At 61.6% G+C, this 23679-nt stretch carries 18 protein-coding genes and 3 pseudogenes; 7 read left to right on the top strand and 14 right to left on the bottom strand.

The window, feature by feature from the left end:
* Positions 1-145: 145 nt before the first annotated feature.
* Positions 146-640: a hypothetical protein gene (locus EU805_RS15625; protein ID WP_129764916.1), complete on the bottom strand. Its 495-nt coding sequence runs from the start codon at positions 638-640 to the stop codon at positions 146-148.
* A 304-nt stretch (positions 641-944) separates the two neighbouring features.
* On the opposite strand from EU805_RS15625, the pseudogene EU805_RS15620 reads away from it, so the two are divergent.
* Positions 945-2092, top strand: a pseudogene (locus tag EU805_RS15620) (IS3 family transposase).
* 246 nt (positions 2093-2338) lie between these two features.
* On the opposite strand, the gene EU805_RS15615 reads toward EU805_RS15620, so the two are convergent.
* From EU805_RS15615 to EU805_RS15605, 3 genes and pseudogenes are all read right to left on the bottom strand, one after another.
* Positions 2339-3112 (bottom strand): phosphoadenylyl-sulfate reductase, encoded by a 774-nt coding sequence (locus EU805_RS15615; RefSeq protein WP_242494199.1) that lies wholly within the window; start codon positions 3110-3112, stop codon positions 2339-2341.
* An 89-nt stretch (positions 3113-3201) separates the two neighbouring features.
* A pseudogene (locus EU805_RS15610) lies at positions 3202-3756 on the bottom strand (IS3 family transposase); the annotation flags it as partial.
* 241 nt (positions 3757-3997) lie between these two features.
* Complete coding sequence (locus EU805_RS15605) at positions 3998-7393, bottom strand: AAA domain-containing protein (RefSeq protein WP_129764915.1); 3396 nt, start codon at positions 7391-7393, stop codon at positions 3998-4000.
* A 402-nt stretch (positions 7394-7795) separates the two neighbouring features.
* On the opposite strand from EU805_RS15605, the gene EU805_RS15600 reads away from it, so the two are divergent.
* The gene (locus tag EU805_RS15600; RefSeq protein WP_129764914.1) at positions 7796-8401 is read left to right on the top strand and encodes a site-specific integrase; all 606 of its coding nucleotides are present in this window, start codon (positions 7796-7798) and stop codon (positions 8399-8401) included.
* Positions 8402-8406: 5 nt separating this feature from the next.
* Positions 8407-8622, top strand: a complete 216-nt coding sequence (locus tag EU805_RS15595; RefSeq protein ID WP_242494198.1) for a WGR domain-containing protein — start codon at positions 8407-8409, stop codon at positions 8620-8622.
* A 21-nt stretch (positions 8623-8643) separates the two neighbouring features.
* On the opposite strand, the gene EU805_RS15590 is transcribed toward EU805_RS15595, so the two are convergent.
* The 9 genes from EU805_RS15590 to EU805_RS15550 form a co-directional block, all read right to left on the bottom strand.
* The gene (locus EU805_RS15590; protein ID WP_129764912.1) at positions 8644-8904 is read right to left on the bottom strand and encodes a hypothetical protein; all 261 of its coding nucleotides are present in this window, start codon (positions 8902-8904) and stop codon (positions 8644-8646) included.
* Positions 8905-9221: 317 nt separating this feature from the next.
* Complete coding sequence (locus tag EU805_RS15585; RefSeq protein WP_129764911.1) at positions 9222-10709, bottom strand: aldehyde dehydrogenase (NADP(+)); 1488 nt, start codon at positions 10707-10709, stop codon at positions 9222-9224.
* A 179-nt stretch (positions 10710-10888) separates the two neighbouring features.
* On the bottom strand, positions 10889-12103 hold the full coding sequence (locus tag EU805_RS15580; protein WP_242494197.1) for an AGE family epimerase/isomerase: 1215 nt from the start codon (positions 12101-12103) through the stop codon (positions 10889-10891).
* Between the two features lie 32 nt (positions 12104-12135).
* A complete protein-coding gene (gene kdgD / locus EU805_RS15575; RefSeq protein ID WP_129764909.1) occupies positions 12136-13050 on the bottom strand; it encodes a 5-dehydro-4-deoxyglucarate dehydratase in 915 nt (304 codons plus the stop codon).
* 11 nt (positions 13051-13061) lie between these two features.
* A complete protein-coding gene (locus tag EU805_RS15570; protein ID WP_129764908.1) occupies positions 13062-13817 on the bottom strand; it encodes an ABC transporter ATP-binding protein in 756 nt (251 codons plus the stop codon).
* A complete protein-coding gene (locus EU805_RS15565) occupies positions 13814-14659 on the bottom strand; it encodes an ABC transporter ATP-binding protein (RefSeq protein ID WP_129764907.1) in 846 nt (281 codons plus the stop codon). The genes EU805_RS15570 and EU805_RS15565 overlap by 4 nt, the downstream gene beginning before the upstream one ends.
* Positions 14660-14662: 3 nt before the next feature.
* Positions 14663-15475: an ABC transporter permease gene (locus EU805_RS15560; RefSeq protein WP_242494202.1), complete on the bottom strand. Its 813-nt coding sequence runs from the start codon at positions 15473-15475 to the stop codon at positions 14663-14665.
* 110 nt (positions 15476-15585) lie between these two features.
* Positions 15586-16614 carry an ABC transporter permease gene (locus EU805_RS15555; protein WP_129764906.1) on the bottom strand — a complete coding sequence of 343 codons (1029 nt, stop codon included), beginning with the start codon at positions 16612-16614 and terminating at the stop codon, positions 15586-15588.
* Between the two features lie 26 nt (positions 16615-16640).
* Complete coding sequence (locus EU805_RS15550) at positions 16641-18248, bottom strand: ABC transporter substrate-binding protein (protein ID WP_129764905.1); 1608 nt, start codon at positions 18246-18248, stop codon at positions 16641-16643.
* Between the two features lie 101 nt (positions 18249-18349).
* On the opposite strand from EU805_RS15550, the gene EU805_RS15545 reads away from it, so the two are divergent.
* Both EU805_RS15545 and EU805_RS15540 read left to right on the top strand, forming a co-directional pair.
* A complete protein-coding gene (locus EU805_RS15545; protein ID WP_129764904.1) occupies positions 18350-19102 on the top strand; it encodes a FadR/GntR family transcriptional regulator in 753 nt (250 codons plus the stop codon).
* 38 nt (positions 19103-19140) lie between these two features.
* Positions 19141-20100, top strand: a complete 960-nt coding sequence (locus tag EU805_RS15540) for a mannonate dehydratase (RefSeq protein ID WP_129764903.1) — start codon at positions 19141-19143, stop codon at positions 20098-20100.
* Between the two features lie 384 nt (positions 20101-20484).
* Here the strand turns inward: EU805_RS15540 and EU805_RS15530 are convergent.
* A pseudogene (locus EU805_RS15530) lies at positions 20485-21253 on the bottom strand (IS5 family transposase).
* Between the two features lie 798 nt (positions 21254-22051).
* On the opposite strand from EU805_RS15530, the gene EU805_RS15520 reads away from it, so the two are divergent.
* Both EU805_RS15520 and EU805_RS15515 read left to right on the top strand, forming a co-directional pair.
* On the top strand, positions 22052-22600 hold the full coding sequence (locus EU805_RS15520; protein ID WP_129764900.1) for a hypothetical protein: 549 nt from the start codon (positions 22052-22054) through the stop codon (positions 22598-22600).
* A 118-nt stretch (positions 22601-22718) separates the two neighbouring features.
* A complete protein-coding gene (locus EU805_RS15515) occupies positions 22719-23660 on the top strand; it encodes a hypothetical protein (protein ID WP_129764899.1) in 942 nt (313 codons plus the stop codon).
* Positions 23661-23679 lie beyond the last annotated feature (19 nt).

Raw genomic sequence — 23679 nt, 5'->3', positions numbered from 1 at the left:
TCGATCCATTGGGCCGGCGGGCGGGTCGGTCCGCGCGAGCGCGCATTGCGCCACGGACCTGCACCTTTTGGGGACCATCCACGGCAAGCGATCCGTGATGTCCATTGCGGATGTGCCGAAAGGTCGTCGCACAGTGACATCCCGATCACGATGGGTCCGTCGATGCGCCCGTCCACGTGCGTGCATGCGCCAGGCCGCGGTCCAGCAGGTCCTGTGCCGCGCCCGTGTCGCCCGCATCCACGTAGACCCGCAGTTCCGGCGCGTTGCCGGACAGGCGCAGGTGCAGGATGTCGCCGCGGGCGTCGATCATCCGCACTCCGTCGGTGAGGTCGAGCGTCACGTCCTTGCCATCCCACAGAGTTGCGCGGGCGGTGGCGTCCCGGGCCAGGGCCGAGATCCAGGCTTCGGCGCGGGTGCGATCGATCCCCTGCAGGCGGTCGGCCCGCGTGACGCGCGTGGGCAGCCTTGCCACCAAGACCGACAGCGACACGTCCATGGCGCGGGCCGCCACGAGCGGGGCTATGAGCGGCAGCACCGCATCGCGGGTCGGCAAGGCGGGCAGGGGGCCTGCGTCGAAACCCAGTAGAAACTCTCCGTTGGCCTCGAACCCCGCGACGCGGGTGCCCTCCAGTGCCTGCATCCCGGCGATCACGTAAGGAGAGCCGACGCGCGTGGACCTGTCGCGCTTTCGTGCCGCCCCCGGTGCTCGTTTAGGCCACCTTCCTTCCGAAAGCGACTGGGCTTTTCCAGCCCAGTGCTGAATGGCGGCGGCGCGGATTGGACTCTGTTGATGGCGTGGATGCCCCTCCCGACGGCATCGCAATGTGCCATTGTGGTGAGTGTTAAAGCCATCACAAAAGGAAGGAGCATCCATGTCCGAAGTTATGAGGTGCCCCTAGATTTGTAGACGCTTCGCCGCCTAACTGTGAGGCGAGGAGGCCGACATGGGGACAAGCAACTACAGCGACGAGTTCAAGCGGGACGCGGTGCATCAGATCACGGTGCGCGGGTACCCGGTACGGGAGGTGTCGCGGCGTTTGGGCGTGAGCACGTATTCTCTGTACAAATGGTTGAAGCTGTTCGGGGAGCCGGTTCTAAAGCCGGGCGTGGACCATGAAGCCGAGAACCGGCGTTTGAAGCGTGAGCTCGCCAGGGTGACCGAGGAGCGCGACATCCTAAAAAAGGCAACGGCGTACTTCGCGCGCGAGTCCCAATGAAGTACGCCTTCATCCGGGCGCATCGCGAGGAGTTCGGCGTTCGGGCCATGTGCCGAGTGCTGCGCGTGCATTTCTCGGGCTTCTATGCATGGCTTAAGGAACCGTTAAGCCACCGCGCGCTGGAGGATGCGCGCCAGACCGAGCTGATCCGGCAGGCTTGGGCTGACAGCGGCAAGGTCTATGGCTATCGCAAGCTGACGGACGATATGCGCGACCAAGGCGAAAGCATCTCGGAGAACCGGGTCGCCCGGCTGGCGTCGCTGGCCGGGATCGTTGCCCAGGTGGGCTACAAGCGGCGTCCCGGCCAATATCGCGGCAAGCCCGCCATTGTGGCTGAGAACAGGCTGGAACAGAAGTTCGAAGCGCCCCGACCCGACCAAGTCTGGGTGACCAACATCACCTACATCAAGACCCACGAAGGCTTGCTGTATCTCTGCGTGGTCATCGACCTGTTCTCCCGGCGCGTTGTCGGCTGGTCCGCCCAATCCCGCATGACGACGGACCTGGCCTTGTAGGCCCTGCTGATGGCGGTATGGCGACGCAAACCCGATGGAAAGGTCACGGTGCATTCAGACCAAGGCTCCCAGTTCACCAGCCGCGAATGGCAGACCTTTCTCCGCCAGCACGGCCTTGAACCCAGCATGAGCCGGCGCGGGAACTGCCACGATAACACCGTCGCCGAAAGCTTCTTCCAGCTGCTGAAGCGGGAGCGTATCCGGCGCCGCACCTATCCGACCCGCGACGACGCGCGGAGAGACGTCTTCGAATACATCGAGCTGTTCTACAACTCAAAGCGCAAGCAAACGAACAACGGCATGCTGTCGCCCGTTGACTTCGAAATCAGACAGCTCAAACTGAACCAGGCAGGTGTCTAAGAAACTAGGGGCACCTCACTGCAAATCTCCTCGTCGTGTTAAGACTACCGTGCGAAGACCGCTCGCAGGGCGTCTTGGGTGGTATTGGCCTGAAATGAGGCAGGCAAACAACCAAGCTCAAAGATTAATGATATATATCTGGGCGCACCTTCGCAGTTTTTATTTGCAAGCCGCAGAGAATTACCCCACGGGTTCAGTCTAAGAACTCGCTTTGAAGACCAATCGTGTCACCGCCGATTCTCGCCCTCACTTTCCATTAGTGCGGCGCAATATTTTGCCGTCAGGGCTGATATGAATGCCGCATTCGACCTTGTCGGGCATTTGTGGCCATCTCCCTGCACGAGGATCCTCACCCTCGATGACAGCGCGAGAGCAGGTTTCGCAGCCTATCGAAGGAAATCCTTTCGCTTGGAGGGGATGGGCAGGAAGTTCATGGGCATGCGTATAGTCTCGAATATCTTCAGGCGACCATTGTGCAAGCGGATTAACTTTAATATGTTTTCTATCCCGCTCAATTATTGGGAGCGCAGCGCGGGTAGAACTCTGAAATCGTTTGCGACCAGTGATCCAACTATCAAATTCTGCTAGCGCACCATGCAAAGGGATCGTCTTGCGAATGTTACAACATGCATTCGGATCGCGCCGATATAGATTGTCCTCTGGGTCATGGTTCTCAATCAAATTAGTATCTGGTTTTACGTCAATAACCTCGATATCAAACTTCTTTTCTAGAGTCTGTCTGTAGGTGATAGTCTCGGAGAAGTGCATCCCAGTATCAAGGAAAAGTACTTTAATACCCGGTCGTATGGTTGAGACATAGTGGAGAAGCACGGCACTTTCTGCACCAAAAGAAGATACAACGACAAGCCGACGTAATAACGGATCCATCAACAGACCCGGAATATTTTGACTATGGAGATTTGGTAGGTATCGCCTTTGCAGACATTGTAACGCGGGATCATGGCCGCCCGGGGGCCAACTGTCCATTATTGACGGCGTACCCATCTTTCCAGACTTCATGACGTTTCTCCTGTTCGTTTAGCCGGTACTCTTTTCAGATACCGCTCCACTCCCCCTGTGTCACGGATGTTTGAATAGCCCCGCGTTTCTTAGACGCCTTCGCGTCTCAGTTTCTGCTGCCGCTCGAAGTCGACGGGCGACAGCATTCCGTTCCGGGCGTGCTTTCGCTTAGGGTTGTAGAACATCTCGATGTAGTCGAACACATCCCGCCTGGCTTCTTCGCGTGTTCGGTAGGTCCGTCGCCTGATCCGCTCACGCTTCAGCAGGTTGAAGAAGCTCTCCGCATCCGCGTTGTCATGGCAGTTTCCGCGGCGGCTCATCGAGTGTTCCAGATTGTGGGCCCGCAGGAACGCCGCCCAATCCATGCTGGTGAATTGGCTGCCCTGGTCCGAATGGATCAGAACCTTTCCCTTGGGCTTCCTTCGCCAAGTCGCCATGAGCAGCGCTTGCAACACCACATCCGTCGTCTGTCGGCTCTGCATCGACCAGCCGACGACACGACGCGAGAACAGATCGATGACCACGGCGAGATAGGCAAAGCCTTCCTGCGTGCGGATGTAGGTGATGTCGGTTACCCAAACGCTGTCCGGTGTCGCCACTTCAGACTGCCGGTCTAGTGTATTGTCGATGACCATCGAAGGTTTCGCGGACCTGCGCGAACAGGGCATCGCCATCGTGCTCGCCAGCCACGATCCGTGGATGCACGACAGGCTCGCGGCTCGCGGCTCGGGCGGTTGCCCTCAAATGACCTGTCGCAGTAGAGCGATTACTTCAGCCTTGGGCGTGCCGTGCTTACCCGACTTATTGAAATCCATTTTGTCGGCGCCAATAGCGGTGTCCGGACGTTCGTTTTCGGGTAGCCGAACGACCGCTGTGAGCCGACTGCTACTTCGCGCGTCGCGCGAGGCCGTCCCGGATGGTCTTGATTTCGTCTTCGAGATGCGGGCCGCGATAGACAAACGAGGTTTCGTGCCGGGCGTATTGACCGTTCCGATCCGCGCTAAGCCAGTTGAATGATCCGGCACAGAGAAGCGCCTTGTCGACAGTTACGATCTTGCTGTGGAGTTTCGGAACCCGATGAACTGCGACACCGATCGCGGAAAGCTGGCGTTCCACGGCTTCCATTTGGCTCTGCCCACCTGCCGCTGGGCCGGTGTTCAGCAGCGGATCTGCAAAGACGTCGATATCTGCCCCGCGCTGGCGAGCGGACGTCATTGCTTCCAACAGGCCAGACCGCTCGATCGTTCCGACAACGACCCACGGGCTGACGATCATGTATTTTCGCCCCTTGGCCTTGAGTGCACTCAAGAGGAAGGTATCGTGCCCGGCAGAGTGCTGAAGCATCTCGATCTGCGCTTCGCCGCGGGTCAGGTCTTCGCGCGGCTCCATGGCAAAATCCAACGCCTTGCCCTTGGCTGCAAGGAATTCGGACAGCAATGCGCGTGGAGAACCGCTGCGGGCGGTGGCCATGATGTCCATATCGCCGAAGACGAGGCAGCTATCCTTGGCGCGCGACACCGTCACGTTCAACATGCTGGGCGAGGCATCGATAAAACCACCATCCGCGTGTTTGGAATAGACTGGCGAGAAGATCACCACCGGCCGTTCGGCCCCTTGCAGCGCGTGCACGGTGCCGATGGTCATGCCTTCACGACCGGCCACTTTGATGCCGCGCGCGGTGCAGGCGTCCCGAATGGCGCGCACTTGCTGGCCAAAGGGCGTGACGACCCCGACAATATGCTCAAGTGGGGCGCTGTAATGCCCTTCCAGATGCGCACGGTTTTCCTCCAGCCACGCGGCGATGGTTCGGGCTTCGACGGGGTTGGCGCGGCTGCCACCATTCGAGAAGGCGCGGCCTTCGACATGTAGGTAACCCAATGCGGGAAGAGCCGCATCCGCCAGTGCGGGGCCGCGCATCGGGCGCAGTTTACCCTTGTAGCATAGGGCATTGCTGAAGCCGATGATCTCGTCATGGCAACGGCGATGTTCAAACAGGTAGAGCCCGCGATCCAGCTCGGGCCAGGGCGCGATCTTGCAGGCCTGCTGCGCAAGACGCATGGCGCTGCCGTCGGTGGACCGGATGCCGCTCGCGGCCAGGCAATGGGGCACCTTCTCGCCGTCGATCAACCCGCTGTCCTTGAGGTTGCCGATATCGACAGGGCCGGGCACCGCAGAGATCGGCTCGATCTGCTGCGTGTCGCCGATAACCAGCGCGCGTTTGGCCAGGGCGAAAGAGGCGCCCGCGACCTCCGGCAGGACTTGTCCAGCTTCATCGACGATCAGCAGGTCGATGAAATTGTATAGGCTTTCGGAAGCGAACTTGCCGCCGTGGTAGCGACTGCACGACAGCTTCCCCGGCAGGCTGGCAAAGGTGGCCACGGCGCAGGGCGTCAACATCATGCGACGTTGCCAGCGTGGTTCGACGGCCTTTCGCCCGGTTTTTTCGTGCGACGTGGTGATGGTGCCAAGATCGGCGTCCATCGCCATCAACCATCGTCCTTCCCAGTAGTGGGTCGCGAGAAGGAACAACTCAAAACGGGTTCCGAGATCAGCCTGCCGCTCGAGCGCGTCGAGGTCATCCGAGCCCCCGAAGGCCTCAGCCGCCTCGCGCCAAGCCAGGTCGCTTGCCTTGGCCTGTTGTGTCAGGTCCTCTGCTCGGGCCAAGAGCCGTTTAGCAGAGGCAAGGCTCTGCTGCCCTTGTCTCAGGGCGTCCCTGACCCGCCTCTCGATATCCTCGACACGGTTCATATCCTGCAACCCGTCTAGCCGATCTCCTACAGCCAGCCGCGCCTTCAAAGCGCGCTTGTGCTTGACCGAAGAAACGAACCCGAAAAGACCGGTGAGCCAAGATTCAGAGGCAAGATAGTGATCCAGCGCCGCGCGTGCGGCGGCCAGTCGATCCGCCTCTTCCTGACCGGCACGGAGAGTATCCGCGCGTCTGGCCTGCTCTACGCCCGGGTCTTCTCCCAGTTCCGACCGCAGGGCAGCAGCGCAAATTCTGTGGCGGTCAAGCGCCGTGTCGAGCTTTCGGAGCTTGCTGGCTTCCCCGGTCATCCGGTCTTGCAACTTCATGACAAATCCGGCGACGTCTTCGCCCTTTGCATCCGGGAATGCTCGACACGCAGCTTCCAGCCAGGCTGTCCGCGCGCGATCGACATAGGCCACGGATTCACAATTCGCCTGGAAGGCCTCTGTCTGATAGCGCTGCGCGGCCTCCATGCGTCGGGAATGCGACGGCAGGAACATCCCGAAGCTCTGGATGTCCGGCAACCAACGCCCGGCAAACACACCGTCGCCCGCTGCGAAATCCTTGCCAAAAGCGTCAATGATGTTGGTGACCGCTTGGTTGTTAGACGAGGCCGCGACGATTAGAGGCGGCTCGCCCCCTTCGAGTGCGGCCTTTACCCATAGCCCTGCCACAGCGGAGAGCAGCATGGTCGTCTTGCCGGTTCCGGGCGGACCGTTCACCGCGATAACCTCGCCCGGTTTGGCGACGTCCAGCCAAGCCAGGACCTGCCGTTGTTGTTCGGCCAAGGGGAAGTGCGGGTTCGAATGCCCAAGGCGTCGAGAGAATTCCTTCTCAATGCTGTGATCCACCGCATTCCCAGCGCGGTGAGGCGACGCAACTTGGCGTAGAAGCGGCGTATCCGGTTCATTGGCCAGCAGGTTGTCGTAAAGATCCAACATCCCGCGCACCGTTGCAGCGGCGCCTTCCGATGCCTCGATGAAACCGCTTCCAGTCGGCAAGTATTCCGTCTCCTGAGAGGGCCAGCCCGGGGCCAAGGCGTCGACCATCTGACGGCAATGCTGGCGATAGTCCTGCCAGCCTTCGGCCGACGTTATCTCGGGAAGGGGCGTCGTCGTCAAAAAATCGTCAAGCGCCTCCACCGATCCAAGGGCGAAGGCACCCCGGGGCAATGGCGTCAGCAAGTCGCGCGCAATGGCATTGCGAGTCGGAACTATCTGCCCCGCTCGATCCACGAAGCCCTCGGTGACCACGGGGGCGACAATCTCCGGCATCCCATCGGCGCGCGACGCGGCATGCGAGGCTTTGCGGGCTGTTACCAGGGGCCAGAAGCGAACCGATACTGTTCCAGAAGCATCCTTTCCCCAGAATAGGGTCTGGACCAGTTGCTTGGGAAGGCTGCCCGTCTTGAGCGCGTCATTCGGGAGCACCAGAAATCTCTTTCGATCCGCAGTCCGGAACGTCCCTTCGCCAAGCGCACCATCCGCCAGCGATGTCCGCCAATATTGCAGGACATTCGGTAGTGTTGCGGCCATGCGGGGATCACCGTGGGACTGTGGCGGGCAGAAAATTGAGCAAGCTCTGTGGCTTGCTTGAAGACTTCCTAAATAGTGACCTTTTCAAAATGGTAGGGCAAGTGCTACGCGCCCGTCTCCGGCAGCTTCGATCTTCAACTGCGAAAGCTTCCTCCGTCCGCTCAGTCGATCTCCAGAGGCTGAGCAACGCTGCATGTTTGCGCGAACGACCGCTGCGGCGAAGCCGCGGCGCAGCGAGCGTCTTCTGGTCGAAGGTCCGGAATGGGCCGAAAGCGGACTTAACACTATTAATAATAGTGTTAAGCGCCCGCGCCACAGGACCGGCATGAGGTCTATAAATGGGCAGGGCAGGAAGCCTGTTCAGGCTTCCGCGCTTAACAGTATTCACGTAAACTGTTCAACATGTCCGAAATGCGCCTCCATGACCCCGCCGGAAACCGGCTCTATCTGAACGCCGAGGAGCGAGCCGCCTTCCTCGCCGCCGCCCGACGCCAGCCCGCGCGCGACCGAACCCTGTGCGAGACGCTGCACTGGACCGGGTGCCGTCCCTCCGAGCTGCTGGAGATCACCCCGGCCAGGATCGACCTCTCCGGCGGCACCATTGCAATCCGCTCCCTCAAGAAGCGGCGGGACGGCGCAGGGCAGCAGAAGATCATATTCCGGACCGTGCCGGTCCCACCCGAGTTTCTCGATACCCTGAACACCGCCCACAGCATCCGCGAGGCGCAAGCCTCCCGCAAGCGGGCTGCGACCCCGATCTGGCCGATTGGCCGCGTGCGGGTCTGGCAGATCGTCAAACGCATCATGATCGAAGCCAAAATCCCGGACGCGCCGCATCGCAGTCCCAAGGGTCTGCGCCATGGGTTTGGGATCAACGCGACTATCAGCGGCGTGCCCTTGCATATGGTGCAGAAGTGGATGGGGCACGCCCAGCTCAGCACCACGGCGATCTATGCCGATGCGGTCGGTCGTGAAGAGCAGGACATTGCCGCGAGGATGTGGGGGTAGGGGCCATGCATCTCACCAAGACAGAACCCAACGCTAACTTGCACCGGTTCTATCGCCTGGAGATCGTACGCGGGCTCTTCGGCGATTGGGGGCTCGTGCGCAACTGGGGACGGATCGGAGGGTCCGGGCAGCTGCGGACCGACTGGTTCGATACCGAGGCCGCCGCAAAGGACGCTCGCTTCGCGCTACATATGGCGAAGGCCAAGAAGGGCTACGAGTAGTTCCAAGGCGAGGCATTTACCTCAGTGCAGGGTCGGAGGTGCCTCACCGGCCATGAATGCCTTTGCACCCATCGACCGCAGCTCTTTCTGTGCCTCCATCAAGGCTGACAGATCAGACGCGAAGGTGTCGTCCCAGACATGAGACGTATTGTCTTCATCCACGACCTCGAGCGTCCAGGACGTCTCGTGCCCCAGTCGGAAGATGTTGATCTCGAACACGTAACCATCGACCTCGATCTCTTGGGATAGGGCGGAGTCGACCAGAACGGGTTCATCATCCATCTTTGCGTTCCCTCCATCACGGCCCGCGACATGGTCTGAAACCTGCCAAAACCACGTCGGTTTTGCACGCGGTTTCTGGCATCACGAAATTCTTGATCTCGCGTCGCGACGTCCGGGCTGTCGAAAACGACCGTTTCCGGAGCTGGCTGAAGCCTGCACACTCATGAGTGCAACAGCCACTTTCAATTCTACACAAGACCGGCGCTAGGTCCTGCTGGGCCAGGACAATAACTATCACTAAGAACGCTCTGAATTTTGAAAGAGAGGCCTGCCGCGGTTCGGTCCTATTCGAAGGGACGGCGGGGGCGGTTCGGGCTTCAGGCCGTCTCGGCCAAGAACATCTCCGGAATGTCCTGATAACACACGGGTCGTAGGAACCGGCGAATGGCCAGGGTGCCCACGCTTGTCGCACCGAAGTTCGACGAGGCCGGCCAGGGGCCGCCATGTACCATTGCGTCCGAAACCTTCACCCCGGTCGGGAATCCGTTAGCAAGGATTCGTCCCGCCTTGCGCTCTAGGATCGGCAGCAGTTGGCGCACATGGTCGGCGTCCTCTTGCGTCATGTGCAGCGTAACGGTCAACTGCCCCTCCAGCGCGCGAGCGATCCGCTCCATCTCGTCGATGGAGGCGGCCCGCACGATCAAGCCGGCCGGCCCGAAGATTTCGTGCGAGAGCGTGTCGTTAGCAAGAAAGGTCGCGGCGTCGGTCTCGAACAGGACCGGTTGCGCGTCCCGGCCTTTGGGGTCGGATGTGACATGGGCGGTCACACCCTGCTGTGCCGACAGGGTCGCGATCCCGTCTCGATAGGCCTGCGCGATACCGGCGGTCAGCATGGTCTGCGCGCCGGTGGCTTTCAGCGCGGCGGCGCAGGCATCGCGAAAGGCGTCCGCATCCGGGCCGTTGAGAAGCACCGCGATCCCGGGGTTGGTGCAGAACTGGCCGACCCCCATGGTAAGCGATGCTGCCCAGCCGTTCCCCAGATCGGCACCCTTGCCGGCCAAAGCCCGCGGCAGCAGGAACATCGGATTGACCGATCCCATCTCGGCAAAGACCGGGATCGGCTCCGACCGGCTGGCGGCAAGGTCGAACAGCGCCTTCCCGCCGCGATAGGACCCTGTAAAACCGACCGCCTTGATCAGCGGATGGACTACCAAGGCCTGACCGACGTCGAGACTGCCGCCCTGCACCTGGTTGAAGACACCGGCCGGCATCCCACTGCGGTCAGCGGCGGCCTGGATCCCACGCGCGACTAACTCGCAGGTGCCCGCATGGGCCTCGTGCGCCTTGACCACGACCGGGCATCCCGCGGCAAGCGCTGCGGCGGTGTCGCCCCCGGCAGTCGAGAAGGCGAGCGGAAAGTTCGAAGCGCCGAAAACCGCGACTGGTCCGATCGGACGCTGAACGATCCGCAGGTCCGGCCCGCCTGCGTCCCGGCGCAGGTCGAGGTGGGCGTCATCGCGGATGTGCCCCGCGAATAGCCGCATCTGGTTGGCCGTGCGCGGCAATTCGATATCGCGGATCCGACCTTCGGGCAGCGCGCTTTCGGCCATGGCCATGGGCACGATCTCGTCGGCGCGGGCCTCAAGTTCTTCGGCGATGGCGGTCAGGAACACCGCTCGGACCTCTCGCGCGCTTGCCGCATAGGCATGAAAGGCTTCCTCGGCCGCCTGGGCCGCGCGGTCCACAAGGTCGGCGGACCCTGCGTGAATCTCTGCCGGTCCGCCAGTGGCGGGGTCGGTGCGGAATGTCGCCTCGCCCGGGACCCAGTCCCCAGCGATGAGGTGTTTGCCTGTCAAGTCAGTCATCGTGGTCCTTTCTGGAAGATACGTGCCGGTCCGAACAGGTCAGTCCCGGTTCACGACCATGTTGCGGGCGATGTCGAAGGTCCGCCGCATTGCGACGACAGTACCCCCGGCGCATCCACTCTTCCGCCTTCGGGTCTCGCAAATTCCGAAGCGGATCTTGATCTGGGGCGGCGCTTGAATCATGACCTCGAACCTTGCGTGTCGCTCAACGAGCCGCCGAGTTTGTTCCACATCTTCGAAACACTCGGGACAAGCGGGATCAGATCGGCCTGCAGGCTGTGATAGATGTCCGGCTTACCGGTGAACTGAGTTTCGGTTCTCTCTCCCTCTGAATCGATTTCGGGAAACCAGCCCCCACGTTCGGTGTCGATAAATCGCGCTTCCGCAAAGACCCACAAACGGCGATACCATTCCTCGTCACCAAGTGTGTGATCGATCTTGAGCAGCGTCGCCAAGGCTCCGATCGCTTCCGTCACCGGCCACCAGTAACGGTCGGCGATCGCCACGGCGCCTCCGTGGTTCAATGTGTAGACGAAGCCGCCATCCGGGCGCCAGGCATCCGATAGCGCGCGGTCCACCAGGTGACGAGCGGTTGCAACGGCAGAGCCTGAGGGGCGACCGCACAAGTCCCAATGCTGAAGCACCAGGCGGGCAAGTTCGAACGAATGGCCCGGTGTCGTTCCCGCCGGTCGGAACATTGGGTTGCCATCGTAGCTGTCATCGACACTCCAGTCCTCGTGGTAGTGTTCGGGAAGCCGCCAATCGTGGATCGGAGCGATGCGACCGGTCAGGAATTCCAGAATTCGACCCGCCCGGTCGCGCCAAAGCGTATCTCCAGTGGCCTCATAGGCGGTCAGCATCGCTTCGACGCCGTGCATGTTCGCGTTCATGCCGCGATAGGTCGAAAACGGCGTCCAGTCGCGGTTGAACTCGTCACGCAGCAAGCCCGCGCTCTCGTCCCAGAACCGGGTTTCGATCACATCTGCGACGTCGTCGAACAGCGCCTTTGCGGCCTCATGCCCCGCGATCCGGGCGGAGGAGGCGGCCAGAAGCACGAAGACATGACCATAGGCCAACTTGGTTCCGTCAATGACAGAACCGTCGCGCACGGCCCACAGATAGCCACCGTATTCGGTATCGCGGTGGGTCATGAACAAGGCACGGAGTCCGGCGTCCACGATGCCGTCGGCACCGGCCACCCCGGCAAGCTGGCCAAGAGCATAGGAATGAACCAATCGTGCGGCCGTATGCAGTTCCTGCAAGGTATCCTTCAGCGGCACGCCTGCCGCGTCCAGAACGGCAATCCGACCACCGGGACACAGACTCGCGCGGAAAAACTCGAAATGCGCCCGGGCGTCGTGCTTCAGGAATGCCCGGTGCTTCGGGTCGTCCATCCAAAACCCGGGCGCTGCCGACTTACCGACCCTCATGCAGCCTTGGCCATGTCGAGCGCCATGAGACGTTCCAGCATCCGCTCTTCCTCTGCGGTCAGATCGGTCAGGGGCGGCCGGACGGCCCCGGCTTTGATCCCGCGTAGCCGCACGCCCGCCTTGATAGCCGAGACGGCATATCCCGTTTTCCGGTCCCGGATCTGCATGAATGGATAGTAGAAATTCGTCAGAAGCTTTTCGCACTGGGCTGAATCCCCGCTCCGCAACGCCTTGTAGAAGCGCTGCGCCAACTCCGGCACGAAGTTGAAGGTGGCCGAGGAATAAGTCGTGAAACCCGCACTCAGGTAGGCCTGTGCGAACAACTCGGCCGTGGGCATTCCACCCACGTAAGTCAGCCGGTCGCCCAACTCGCAGGTGATCTGCCGGACGAGCCCGATGTCGCCAGAGCCATCCTTGAAGCCAACAAGGTTCGGGCAGGCTTCGGCCAGGCGCGCGATGGTTTCCGGACGGTAGATGGCATTGTCGCGGTTGTAGATGATCACACCAATACCCACCGCGTCGCAGATCGCCTTGGCATGCGCGAACAGGCCCTCCTGTGGCGCCTCAATTAGGTAATGCGGCAGGACCAGCACGCCGTCGCCGCCCGCGGCCTCGATCTGTCTGGCGGTCTCGACCGCGGTCGCGGTTCCCCAAGCCGTTCCTCCGACGATCGGGGTGGTCCCCGCTGCCTCCTTCGCGGCACCGACAATCTGCGGAACCTCGCCTGGGGTCAGGGAAAACAGTTCTCCCGTGCCGCCAGCGGCGAAGAGGACGCTCGCGTCGTAGTCATTGAGCCAAGAGATGTGGCGGCGGTAGGGTTCGGCGGCAAAGCGCAGATCTGCGTCGAACGGGGTCACCGGAAACGAAAGAAGCCCGGCTCCGAGCGCTGACTTGAGATATTGCGGGTCCATGATCGGCTCCTTCAGGGGTTGGTATCGTGACCGAGCAGGCTCGCGTCGATCAGATGCTGGGCGTAAGGGGTGGTGGCGCGGGCGGCCCCGATATCATCGGCCGTCAGCTCCTCCGAAAAGACGCCCTTCTCCATCACCAGAATGCGGTCGCACATGTGCGATACCACCGACAGGTCATGGGTGACGAAGAGATAGGTCAGCCCGCGCTCTTCGCGGCGGTCCGAGAGTAGGTTCAGGATCTCGGCCTGCACGCTGACGTCCAGTGCCGAGGTCGGCTCGTCCAGCAGAATTACCGGAGGCTCGACGATCAGGGCACGGGCGATGGCCACGCGCTGGCGCTGACCACCCGACAACTCGTGAGGAAAGCGGTCTGCGAAACCGGCAGGCAAGCCGACTTCCTCAAGGGCCGCGGCGATCCGGTCGGGGTCTGCGCGCAGTCCCATGCAGCGCGCGGCCTCGGACAGGGCCGTCCCGATCCGGTGGCGCGGGTGAAGCGAGCCGAAGGGATCCTGAAACACCATCTGCGCCAGCCGAAGATCGGCGATGCGCCGGACCTGTGGCATGTCGCGCCCGCCGATCTGGATCGACCCGCGCCAGCCCCGTTCCAGCCCGACGAGAGAGCGCAGGACGGTGGACTTGCCGCAGCCCGACTCGCCCACGATGCCGACGCTTTCTCCTTCGCCGATGGACAGGTCGATACCGCGCACGACATGATTGGCGGTCTCGCCTTCCCCGTAGGTAATATCCAGTTGGCGGATCTCGATCATATCCCGCCCTCCGATTCCAGTTTCGCAAGGGCCGCCCGGTCGGGTACCTTCAGACGGCGGACCGGAAGGCGTGGATCAGGCATCGCCGAGATCAGGCCACGGGTGTAGATGTGCTCGGCCTCTCCCAGATGGGCCAGTTCCTCGACCACCCGCCCTTTGTACATGACCGCGATCCGCTCGCAGAAAGCCGAAACCATGCGGATGTCGTGGCTGATTAGGATCAGTGCCGCCCCTTCCTGCTCGACCATCTCGTCCAGCAGATCCAGCACCTCGCCCCGGACGCTGACGTCCAGCGCCGACGTCGGCTCGTCCGCGATGACCAGCCGGGGCTTAGCCAGCAGCATCATCCCGATCATCACGCGCTGGCCCATCCCGCCCGAGATCTGATGCGGGTAGGCGTCGAGTACGCGACGCGGTTCGCGGATCCGGACCCGTTCAAGGATCGCTTCCGCCGCATCCCGCGCTTCTTTGCGCCTGTGACCAAGGTGCAAACGTGCGGCTTCGGCGACCTGAATGCCGATGGTCTTGACCGGATTCAGCGAATAGCGCGGGTCCTGCATGATCAGCGACATGCGCGCGCCGCGCAGCTTGTGCATCCGCCGCTCGGACAAATCCAGCAGGTCCTGCCCGTCGAAGCTCAGCCGGTCGGCCGTGACGCTGGCGAAAGGCGGCAGCAGCCGCATCAACGCGCGGCCCACGGTGGATTTGCCGGAACCGGATTCCCCGACGATGCCCAACTTTCCGCGACCCAGCGAAAGGTCCACCCCGTCGACCGCGCGCACGGCGCCGTTCGCAAAGCGGACGGTCAAGTTGCACACGTCCAAGATCTGATCGTTCTGCATGGTTCAGCCCCTCGTGTGACGTGGATCGAGTATGTCGCGCAGCGCATCGCCGGTGATGTTGAAGGCAAGGCTCGTGATTAGGATCGCGAAGCCCGGCATGACGGGCACCCACCAGTAATCCAGCATGAACCTGCGCCCCGATGAGATCATCGCCCCCCATTCCGCCAGCGGCGGCTGTGCGCCCAAGCCAAGGAATCCCAAGCTGGCGGCGGTCAACGTGATGACCGCCATGTTCAGCGTCAGACGAACGAGCACCGAAGGAATGCACATCGGCGTCACGTAGAAGAACAAAAGCCGCAGCGGTGACGCCCCGTACAGACGGGCAGCGGCGACGTAATCGGTGTTGCGCACCACCAGCGCTTCTGCACGGGCCAATCGGGCGACGGGCGGCCAGGATGTCAGAGAGATCGCGATGACGGCGGTGCCGAGCCCCGCCCCCATCGCCGCGGCGAAGGCCAGTGCCAGCACCAGCGCGGGAAAAGACAGGACGATGTCGGTAAAGCGCATCAGGATCGAATCCGTCCAGCCTCCGAAAAAGCCTGCGGCAACGCCAATGACCAGCCCCACCGGGCCGACGATAGCGGAAACGGAAAGGACCGTGCGCATCGTGATCCGCGCGCCCCAGATCAGACGGCTGAGTATGTCGCGGCCGAACTCATCGGTCCCCATGATGTGACCCCAGGACGGGGGCTGCAACGCTTGGGCCAGGTTCTGCCGGTTCGGATCGAAGGGCGCGATCCAGGGCGCCAGAAGGGCGACGAGGAGCAACAGCGCTAGAACGACGACGCCGACGACCCCCAGCGGCTCTTTCGCCATTTTGGACCCGAAGCTGCGCACCCTGTCCAGCCCCCGCAGTCGAGCGAAGCGGGACAGACCACGCGCTGGCACGTCGCCGCCGTCTGACATTTTGGTCGGGGTCGAATGGCTCATCGATCGGCCTCCTGCGTTCGCGGATCTAGAAACGTGTAGGCAATGTCGGACAAGAAATTCAGCACCATGAACGTAATCCCGATGGCGATGGTCGCCGCAAGGACGCCGTTAATGTCGCCGATCAGGAGCGCCGACGTCATGTACTGACCGATCCCCGGCCAGGAGAAGACGATTTCTGTTACAACGGCCCCCTCAAGAAGCGAGCCGTAGGAGATCGCGAGAATGGTCACGAGCTGGACCGCGATGTTGGGGAGTACGTGAAAGAAAAGGGTCCGCGTAGGCGAGACGCCCTTGGCGCGCGCCGCGATGACGTAGTCCTGGCCCAGTTGCTCAAGGGTGAAGGACCGCGTCATCCGCGTGATATAGGCCATGGCGGCATAGGCCAGCATGACGGCGGGCAGGATGATGTGCGACAGGGCATTGCGGAAGACCGCGTGTTCGCCGGCCAGCAGGCTGTCGATCAGGATCATGCCGGTCCGCGTCTCGACAAGGCCTTCGTAGTAGATATCGACCCGCCCGGGGCCGCCGACCCAGCCCAGCCAGGCGTAGAAGATCAAAAGCCCGATGATGCCGAACCAGAACACGGGGATCGAGTTGCCCACGAGGCTGAAGATCCGTGCGGTATGGTCGATCCACGTGTCGCGGTTGATGGCTGCGGCCAGGCCAAGCGGCACACCCACGATAAACGAGATCACGATGGCGAGCGTCGCAAGCTCGATCGTGGCGGGAAAGGCGCGGCGCAGATCCTCGGTCACCGGGTTGCCCGTAAGAGCGGCGATGCCCAGATCGCCCTGCACCATCTGACCAAGGTAGCGCCAGAACTGGACCAGAACCGGCTGGTCTAGTCCAAGTCGAGCGCGCATTGCGGCGTAGGCCTCCGGGCTTGCCAGCTCTCCTACGACGGCGCCGACTGGATCGGTGGGAAGAAGGCGGCCAATCACGAAGGTGATTGTGACCAGCACCAGCAGGCTGAGGACGAACTGAAGGAGTCGCCCTCCCAGCTTAGCCATGGTGAAACTTCGCATGTCGGTGCCTCCTTCCCTGGGGTCGATCAGTCGGTCTTTGCCACGTCTTCAAGACGCACGACCTGTTGCGGGTGCGGCTTGTAGCCCTGAACGCGCGTGCTGATCGCAAGCGGCAGAAACCGTTCGAACATCGGGAAGACCGCGGGGACCTCCTCCACGAACTGCTCCTGCATCTGCCGGAACAGCTCGGCCCGCACCTCGGGGTCGTTCTCCTTCATCGCCTGCGCCGTGATCTCGGTCAGACCGGGAATGTCCCAGGCGGAGCGCCAAACGAAGTTGCCCGCGTTGTTGGCCTCGCGCGAGTTGTCGGGGTTGGAGCTGAACTGCTCCATCGCACCCATCGCGTTCGGCATGTACGCCCCCGTCTGCGGGATCAGCAGATCGAAGTCGCGCGCCCGGTGCTGCGGAACGATATCCGCGCCTGACCCCTGGATCACGCTGGCGCTGATACCGATGTCGGCTAGTGCAGCCTGCACGGCGGTCGCAAGCTCGACCCTCGGGGTCTGCGCGATGGTCTTGATCGTCACCTCGAACCCGTCGGGATATCCCGCTTCTTCCAACAGGCGACGAGCCTCTTCGGGATCATAGGTCCATCCTTCGGGATCCGGAATGGCGCTGTCGTAGGAACTGGGCACGGGAATGTGGCGCGTGGTCCCGTATGGTCCAAGGATCGCCTGCTCGATGCCGGCATAGTCTATCGCCCGGAACAGAGCCTGCCGCACCTGCGGATTGGCCAGTTCCTCGCGCTCCATGTTCATGGCCAGCACATAGAAGCCACCAGTCGGAACCTCGACGATCTCGACGCCGTCCTGTTCGGTGAAGTAAGCAATATCGCCGGGGGTCAGCGACCCCGCGATGTCGATGTCGCCCCGCTCTAGCATCAGGCGTTCGACTTGGCTTTCGGGGGCATGCTGCATAACGACGCGGGCCAGTTCCGGCGCACCGTCCCAGTAATCTTCGCGCGCCTGCATGATGACGATCTCGTTGGGGGACCAGCGCTGCAAGGTGAAGGGGCCGGACCCGGCGGAGTTCGTGCGCAGAAACGCATTGCCTTGGTCGCCGTCGACCTCGTTTTCCATTGCGACCTCACGGTCCATGACCGAGGCGGCCACCTCTGCCAGACGGTAGAGCAGGAAATCGCCCGCCACGTCGCCCGTCAGATCGATGCGGAACGTCGTGTCGTCAACGACGTGCAGCATGTCGACGATGTTCTCGGCGGTGTAGCCGGTCGACTGAAGCTTCGCCGCCGGCGCCTGATTGAGCGTCATGAGTCGGGTCAACGACCAGACGACGTCCTCGGCGGTGACCGCCCGGCCGGATGCGAAAGTGGCATCGTCGCGCAGCTGAAACGTGATCGCGTCGTCCGTGATCTCCCAGCTTTCGGCCAGCTGCGGGCTCAGTTCGCCGTCTGCCGAAGAGGTCACAAGCCGGTCGTAGAGGTTGGCCATGATCTCCAGCGAGGTGGCTTCCTGACCCTGGTGCGGATCCAGCGAAATGACCTGCGCGAGCGATGTGCCGTAGACCAGCGTATCGGACGGTGTGTCTGCGAGGGCCGGGGGGCTGTAGGCGACGGCCGTCAGGGCCGTGGCTGTGACCAGAGCACTGGCAATTCGGTTACGTATTACGGAATTCATCGTGTTTCTCCTCCCATGGGTGCAGCAAACCTGCTACGATAAGGTAAATTCATAGGATGACATGACGACGTTTGTCAAACCTCAATCGCAAGGGATAGCCAATGAAAAAATCGGGACCGCGCAAATTGCGCCTTGCCGACACGATCGTCGAGCAGATCCGCGACGACATCGCCTCTGGACGTCTGTCGCCCGACGACCGACTTCCGACAGAGCCGCAGATGATGGAACAGTTCTCGGTCTCGCGTACAGTAATCCGGGAGGCGGTGGCGGAACTGCGCGCCGAAGGACTGGTGCGCACCGTCCAGGGGGCAGGCGCCTTCGTCACCGAGCGGCGACATGGATTCCGCCTGACGCTGACCCCGGACGAGGCGTCAGCGATCCCTCGCGCGCTGGAGATTCTGGAGTTCCGTATCGGGTTCGAAGCGGAAGCCGCGGCTTTGGCTGCCGTGCGTCATGGCCCTGCCGACGAGCATGAAATAACGGTCAGACATCGTCAGCTTTGCTTTTTGGTAGAGCAGGGAGAGCCCTCTGCGGAAGCGGATTTCAAATTTCATGTGGCCATCGCAGAGGCCGCTCATAGCCCCCTATATGTTCAGGCCATCAAGAACTTCGGACCGGAGGTGATTCCACGCTCGCACCTTCCCAACCAGCCACAGGCGCAGTCAAAAGAGTACCTCGCTTCGGTCCTCGCCGAACACGAGATCATCTCAAACGCAATCGGACGAGGCGACCCCCAGGTAGCCCATGCCGCCATGCGAGAACACCTCGAAAGCTCGCGCCTGCGATACCGCAAACTAGCGCGCCAGGCAGAAGACCTCTCGGTGGACGTGTCCGATAAATCATACTATGAATAACGTGGATCTTTTGAATTAGGATATGATAGGACCGGCCCATGAAGCTTGGAACACAACTCCCCGCCCGCGACGATGACGACTTTCGCGTCATGAAACAGCTTGGAGTCGAAACGATCTGTGCCGACCCCGAAGGGGTCTGGACGGACTGGTCACGCGACGCGCTGATCCGGCATCGCGAACACGTCGAAAGCTTTGGCCTAACGCTTGACATGATTGAGCTGCCCCTGCCGTCGGTGCCGCTGGAGAAAGCACTGTGCCCGGACGTGCTGTCGGCGGGACCGGACCGGGACCGCCAGATCGACGGGATCTGCAGGTTGATCGTCGCCTGCGCCGAAGCGGGCATCCCGGCGGTCAAATACAACTTCAACTACATCGGAATCCCGCGCAGTCCGGTCGAGCTCGGTCGTGGCGGGGCGCGCTGTTCGACCTTCCGCTGGGACTTGATGGATCAGAACGAACCCGGTCCCTTGGGCGAACTGGAGGAAGACGACATTTGGGACCGGGTTGACCATTTCTTGGGGCGTATCGTTCCCGTGGCCGAAGCCGCAGGCGTCCGCCTAGCCTGCCACCCACACGACCCTTACACGCCACCGGGCTACAAGGGGGTAACCCGGATCTTGGGCACGGTCGCGGGGATGGAAAAATTCGTCTCGATGCATGAAAGTCCGGTCCACGGGTTGAACTTTTGCATCGGAACCTTGGCCGAAATGCTGGACGATGTGAGTGAAGTTCCCGACATCACCCGCCGCTTCGCCGAGCGCGGAAAAATCAACAACATCCATCTGCGTAACATTCGGGGACGCAAATTGTCGTTCATGGAGGTCTTTCCGGACGAAGGCGATATCGATTTTCCGGCCGTCATCAAAGTTCTGAGGGATACGAACTACGAGCACATGATCATGCCTGATCATGCGCCAACGATCGACGGGCGAGACCCTGAAGGCCTCGCTTTCGCATTCTGCTACGGCTACATAGCGGCACTTTTGAAGGTGTCTTGATGGAATGCCCCCGCCGGAGTGGTTCACCTTTTGAATACACTTGTCCCGTTTTCAGGAGGGCAACGAGATGACAGGCAAATGAGGGAAGCCCGAGGATATCGTGCTGAAGCTACGGCAAGTTGGGGTCAGAACCAATTATCGGTGGCGTAAGCAAGACGGGGGCAGGAGCGGGAATCTGATCTTGCCGCGCGCTTGCGCGGCCTGAACTGCCGGTTTGAGCCACGTTCCGTTCGAATGCGGCGGGCTGCTCCAACTCAGTGCCAAGTAACCTCCATTGCCAGAAAAATCCCGAAATGGTCGGAATTGTCATAATCCTCATTCTAAGTAATTTTGGGTAAGTGCAAAGTTAGTGGACTGCCCCCATAGAGTGGTCCGGGTTGATTGTTAGTGCATCGTCGGTCTTTGGTTTATTGGAACGAATGTTTCTGGTGAGGGCGGGCGGTATCCCAGCGAGCTGTGCGGCCTGACTGTGTTGTAATGGCGGCGCCATCGCTCAATCAGGATCCGGGTCTCCCTGAGCGAATGGAAGACCTCAGCGTTCAGCAATTCGTCACGGAACCTGGCAATAGCATCGCGGCAATTGCGCGTGTCGTGGGCATCGTCTGCGGTCACGCTGCCGATCTCCTGCTTAAGTAAAATTTGACTGAGCAAATCGGGCAGCTTTGGCGCATCGCCGATGTGGTTTCTGGTGAACTAGACCGCCTGGATCTCCAGCGTATGCTCGTTAATTCCGAAGTGGATCTTGCGCCACAAGTATCGTTTCGAGCCGCTATCCTTTCGCGCGTGCCACTTGCCTTCGCCCTCGACCTTTATACCCGTGCTATCGACCAGAAGATGCAGCGCGCCTCTGGAGCCGCGATACGGGATGTTCACGGCGAGAGCCTTCTGGCAACGTAACAGGCTGCGGAAATCTGGCACCTTCCACTCCAGGCCGACCAGCTTCAACAGGTTTTCCACAAATGCCGTGGTCTGGCGTAACGCCACGCCGAACAACACCTTTATGGTGAGATAGGTCCGAACGGCGGCATCGCTATAGGTCTGCTGGCGGCTGCGTTTGCCGGTGGATGCAGCCTTCGACTTCATCTTGGGGTCGAGCCAAATTGTCCGCGAACTCCGGCGTTTTAAGTGCCTCGATACAGGCCAGCCAATTCATCGTTTTTTAGGTCGTGGGGGCGGGTTTGCTCACGCCTGTCAGCTACCACGGTGGATCCATAAGATGAACTCTTCACCTGTTTTGTGCAACAGGGCCCATTAACAGTCCACGTGCCTTTTCTGTCAGCCCATACCTTTGAGCATACTCGGCGAGAGCAACTTCAAGGTCAGCTATACGCGTCTGTTCATCGGCCATTTAGTGTCCTCCGGTTCTTAGACACTTTACCCGGTAAAATCTTAAGATTTGGTTACTAGATGTCTGCTTGTGGCGCTTGTGCCAAATTCAATAGCGAGTTCCGAGCAAGAGCTTGAGATACTGACCACTGGCTAGGCGAAGACTTGAATTTTGGCTTCGGACGGCAAGATTGAGACGTAGCTTTCATGCTTGACGATCAATCGAGGTCCGCGCTGTCTTAGTTTTTACTTGTTGAACGTTTTTACTAATAATTCGGGACTATCTTCGTATAGTAGATACCGTAAAGAACGCCCCTTCGCTGCTGCCAGGATTACTCGTCTTCTATAGGAAACCCGTTCTGGTCTAGCCACTCTTCCACCATGCGGCGCACCATTTCGGGTCGGTTCGGAAGGTCTGCAATTTCTCTCCTGGCGTCATCGATACGATCGACGGTTTTTTTTAGCATACGGACGTTTATAGCCAGTGTATCGACAACTGGTCGGCCCTTTTTTGACATTTTCTGCTCCATGGATTGACAGCGCTATCTAACCATGGCATACGTATGGATGCAAGAGTTGCAGCTCTCGCACCCATACTGAACACCTAGATCCTAAGGAGATCTCGATGTCTAACACTGCCTCTAACACGCCTGTCGGCGTGTCCAACACCCCTTCCATCACGCCTGTCGGTGCTCCGGGAGCCCCCTCCCCGCATCCGTCGCCGGAGCTTGCCCGCGCATTCGCGGCTTTCGCTGCCTGCCTCCATCTCACCCGTGCTGCCATCGAAGCCGAGGCGGCCGTCGAGACGCTGGGGTCCGACCCTTCCGTGATGCGGTTCGCGGATGCGGCCGCGGACGCCTGGGCCCGGGCGGACGAGGCCTTCTGGGCGTTCCGCTTTGGTAGGAATGCGCCGTCGGACCTCTCCGAAGCCGCCTGGGTGTTCCTGCTCCTGTTCGAGGACGACGGCGACGATCTTGCGCGGCTGTCACAGCGCGGGGGCGGCATTCGCCACCGTGCGCAGGTCTGCGCGCGCAGCCCGCTGCCGGGTGAGCGTATCCTGGCAGAGCCGCTGCATGCCGCGGCCGACCTGCTCGAAGAGATGATATGGATCGCGCTTGCGGATCACACCGCGCGCACCGGCCAGGAAGAGCCTTGGACCGACTGGGGTCTCTGAACCCGCCCGGTCTTTCCTCTCCTTCCTTCTCTGCCTGACCGTATTGGCACCCGAACCTTTCCGGGTGTCCCCGGTCGATCTTTGTCCAGGTTCATCTCTCTTCGAAAGGAGCGTTCCCATGAACGATCTTCCTAACCACTTTGTCATCGACGGGCTCGTCCACCCCGCCCTTCCCATGCCTCTCAAGCCGTCTTGGATCGAGGGCGCCGCAGACGACGGTTTCGACCTGCTCGGCCGCGCCCGGGACCGCTACCACGGTGTTCTGCGCTGCCGCAGCTGCGAGACCCTCTCGCTCACGCGCATCAACGTGTTCCGTGACCACACCGCGCCGTGCCGTGCCTGCATCCGGGACCGGCGGGAGGCTGACGCCGCGACCCTCGGCGCCGAGTTGCTCGGGCCCGATCCCCGCGACCGGCACTACGGGCACTACCGGCTGTCCTGCGGCCACACCGTGCGGCGTCAGTTTCATCGCATGACCACCGCTGCCGCGGGTGGCCATGCCATCGACTGCGAGACCTGCCGCGAGGTGCGCTATGCCGATGAGGCCCGTGCTTTCGGGTGGACGCTTGTCGGGCCGGCCACCAGCGGCCGCAGCGGCTACCGCCGCTACCGGCACGGCTGCGGGCACGGGCAGGACATCAGCATCGGCAACATGGCCTGGGGGGACTGCTCCTGCGGCGGCTGCGGCACCGACTGGTCCGGGCAGCCGTCCTTCGTCTACCTCTTCCGCATCGACCTCGCCGGCCTGCCGGTGGTGAAGCTGGGCTACAGCGCCCGGCCCGCGAAGCGGCTGCGGCACCAGCTCGGGATCGACCGGGCGGTCCGCACCGAGGTCCTGCGGGTGGTGCAGATGGCCTCCGGCAATCTCGCGGTGCGCGACGAGAGTGCGTGCCACCGCCACATGCGCGAGGCACACCCCGGCGCGATCGTGCCGAAGGCAGTCTTCGGCGACGCGATCAACACGCAAGGCGAGATCTACCACGCCACCGCCCTGCCCGTCCTGCAGGCCCTCCTCGACCGGATCGCGGCGCGCCACGGCGGCCCGGATAGCTCCGGCTGACACCAAGGGAGGGTCCCGT

It is taken from the genome of Salipiger sp. IMCC34102, assembly GCF_004145405.1.
GTDB lineage: Bacteria > Pseudomonadota > Alphaproteobacteria > Rhodobacterales > Rhodobacteraceae > Loktanella.
Note: the sequence above shows the minus strand (reverse complement) of the source record. Positions and strands in the feature narration are given on the sequence as shown.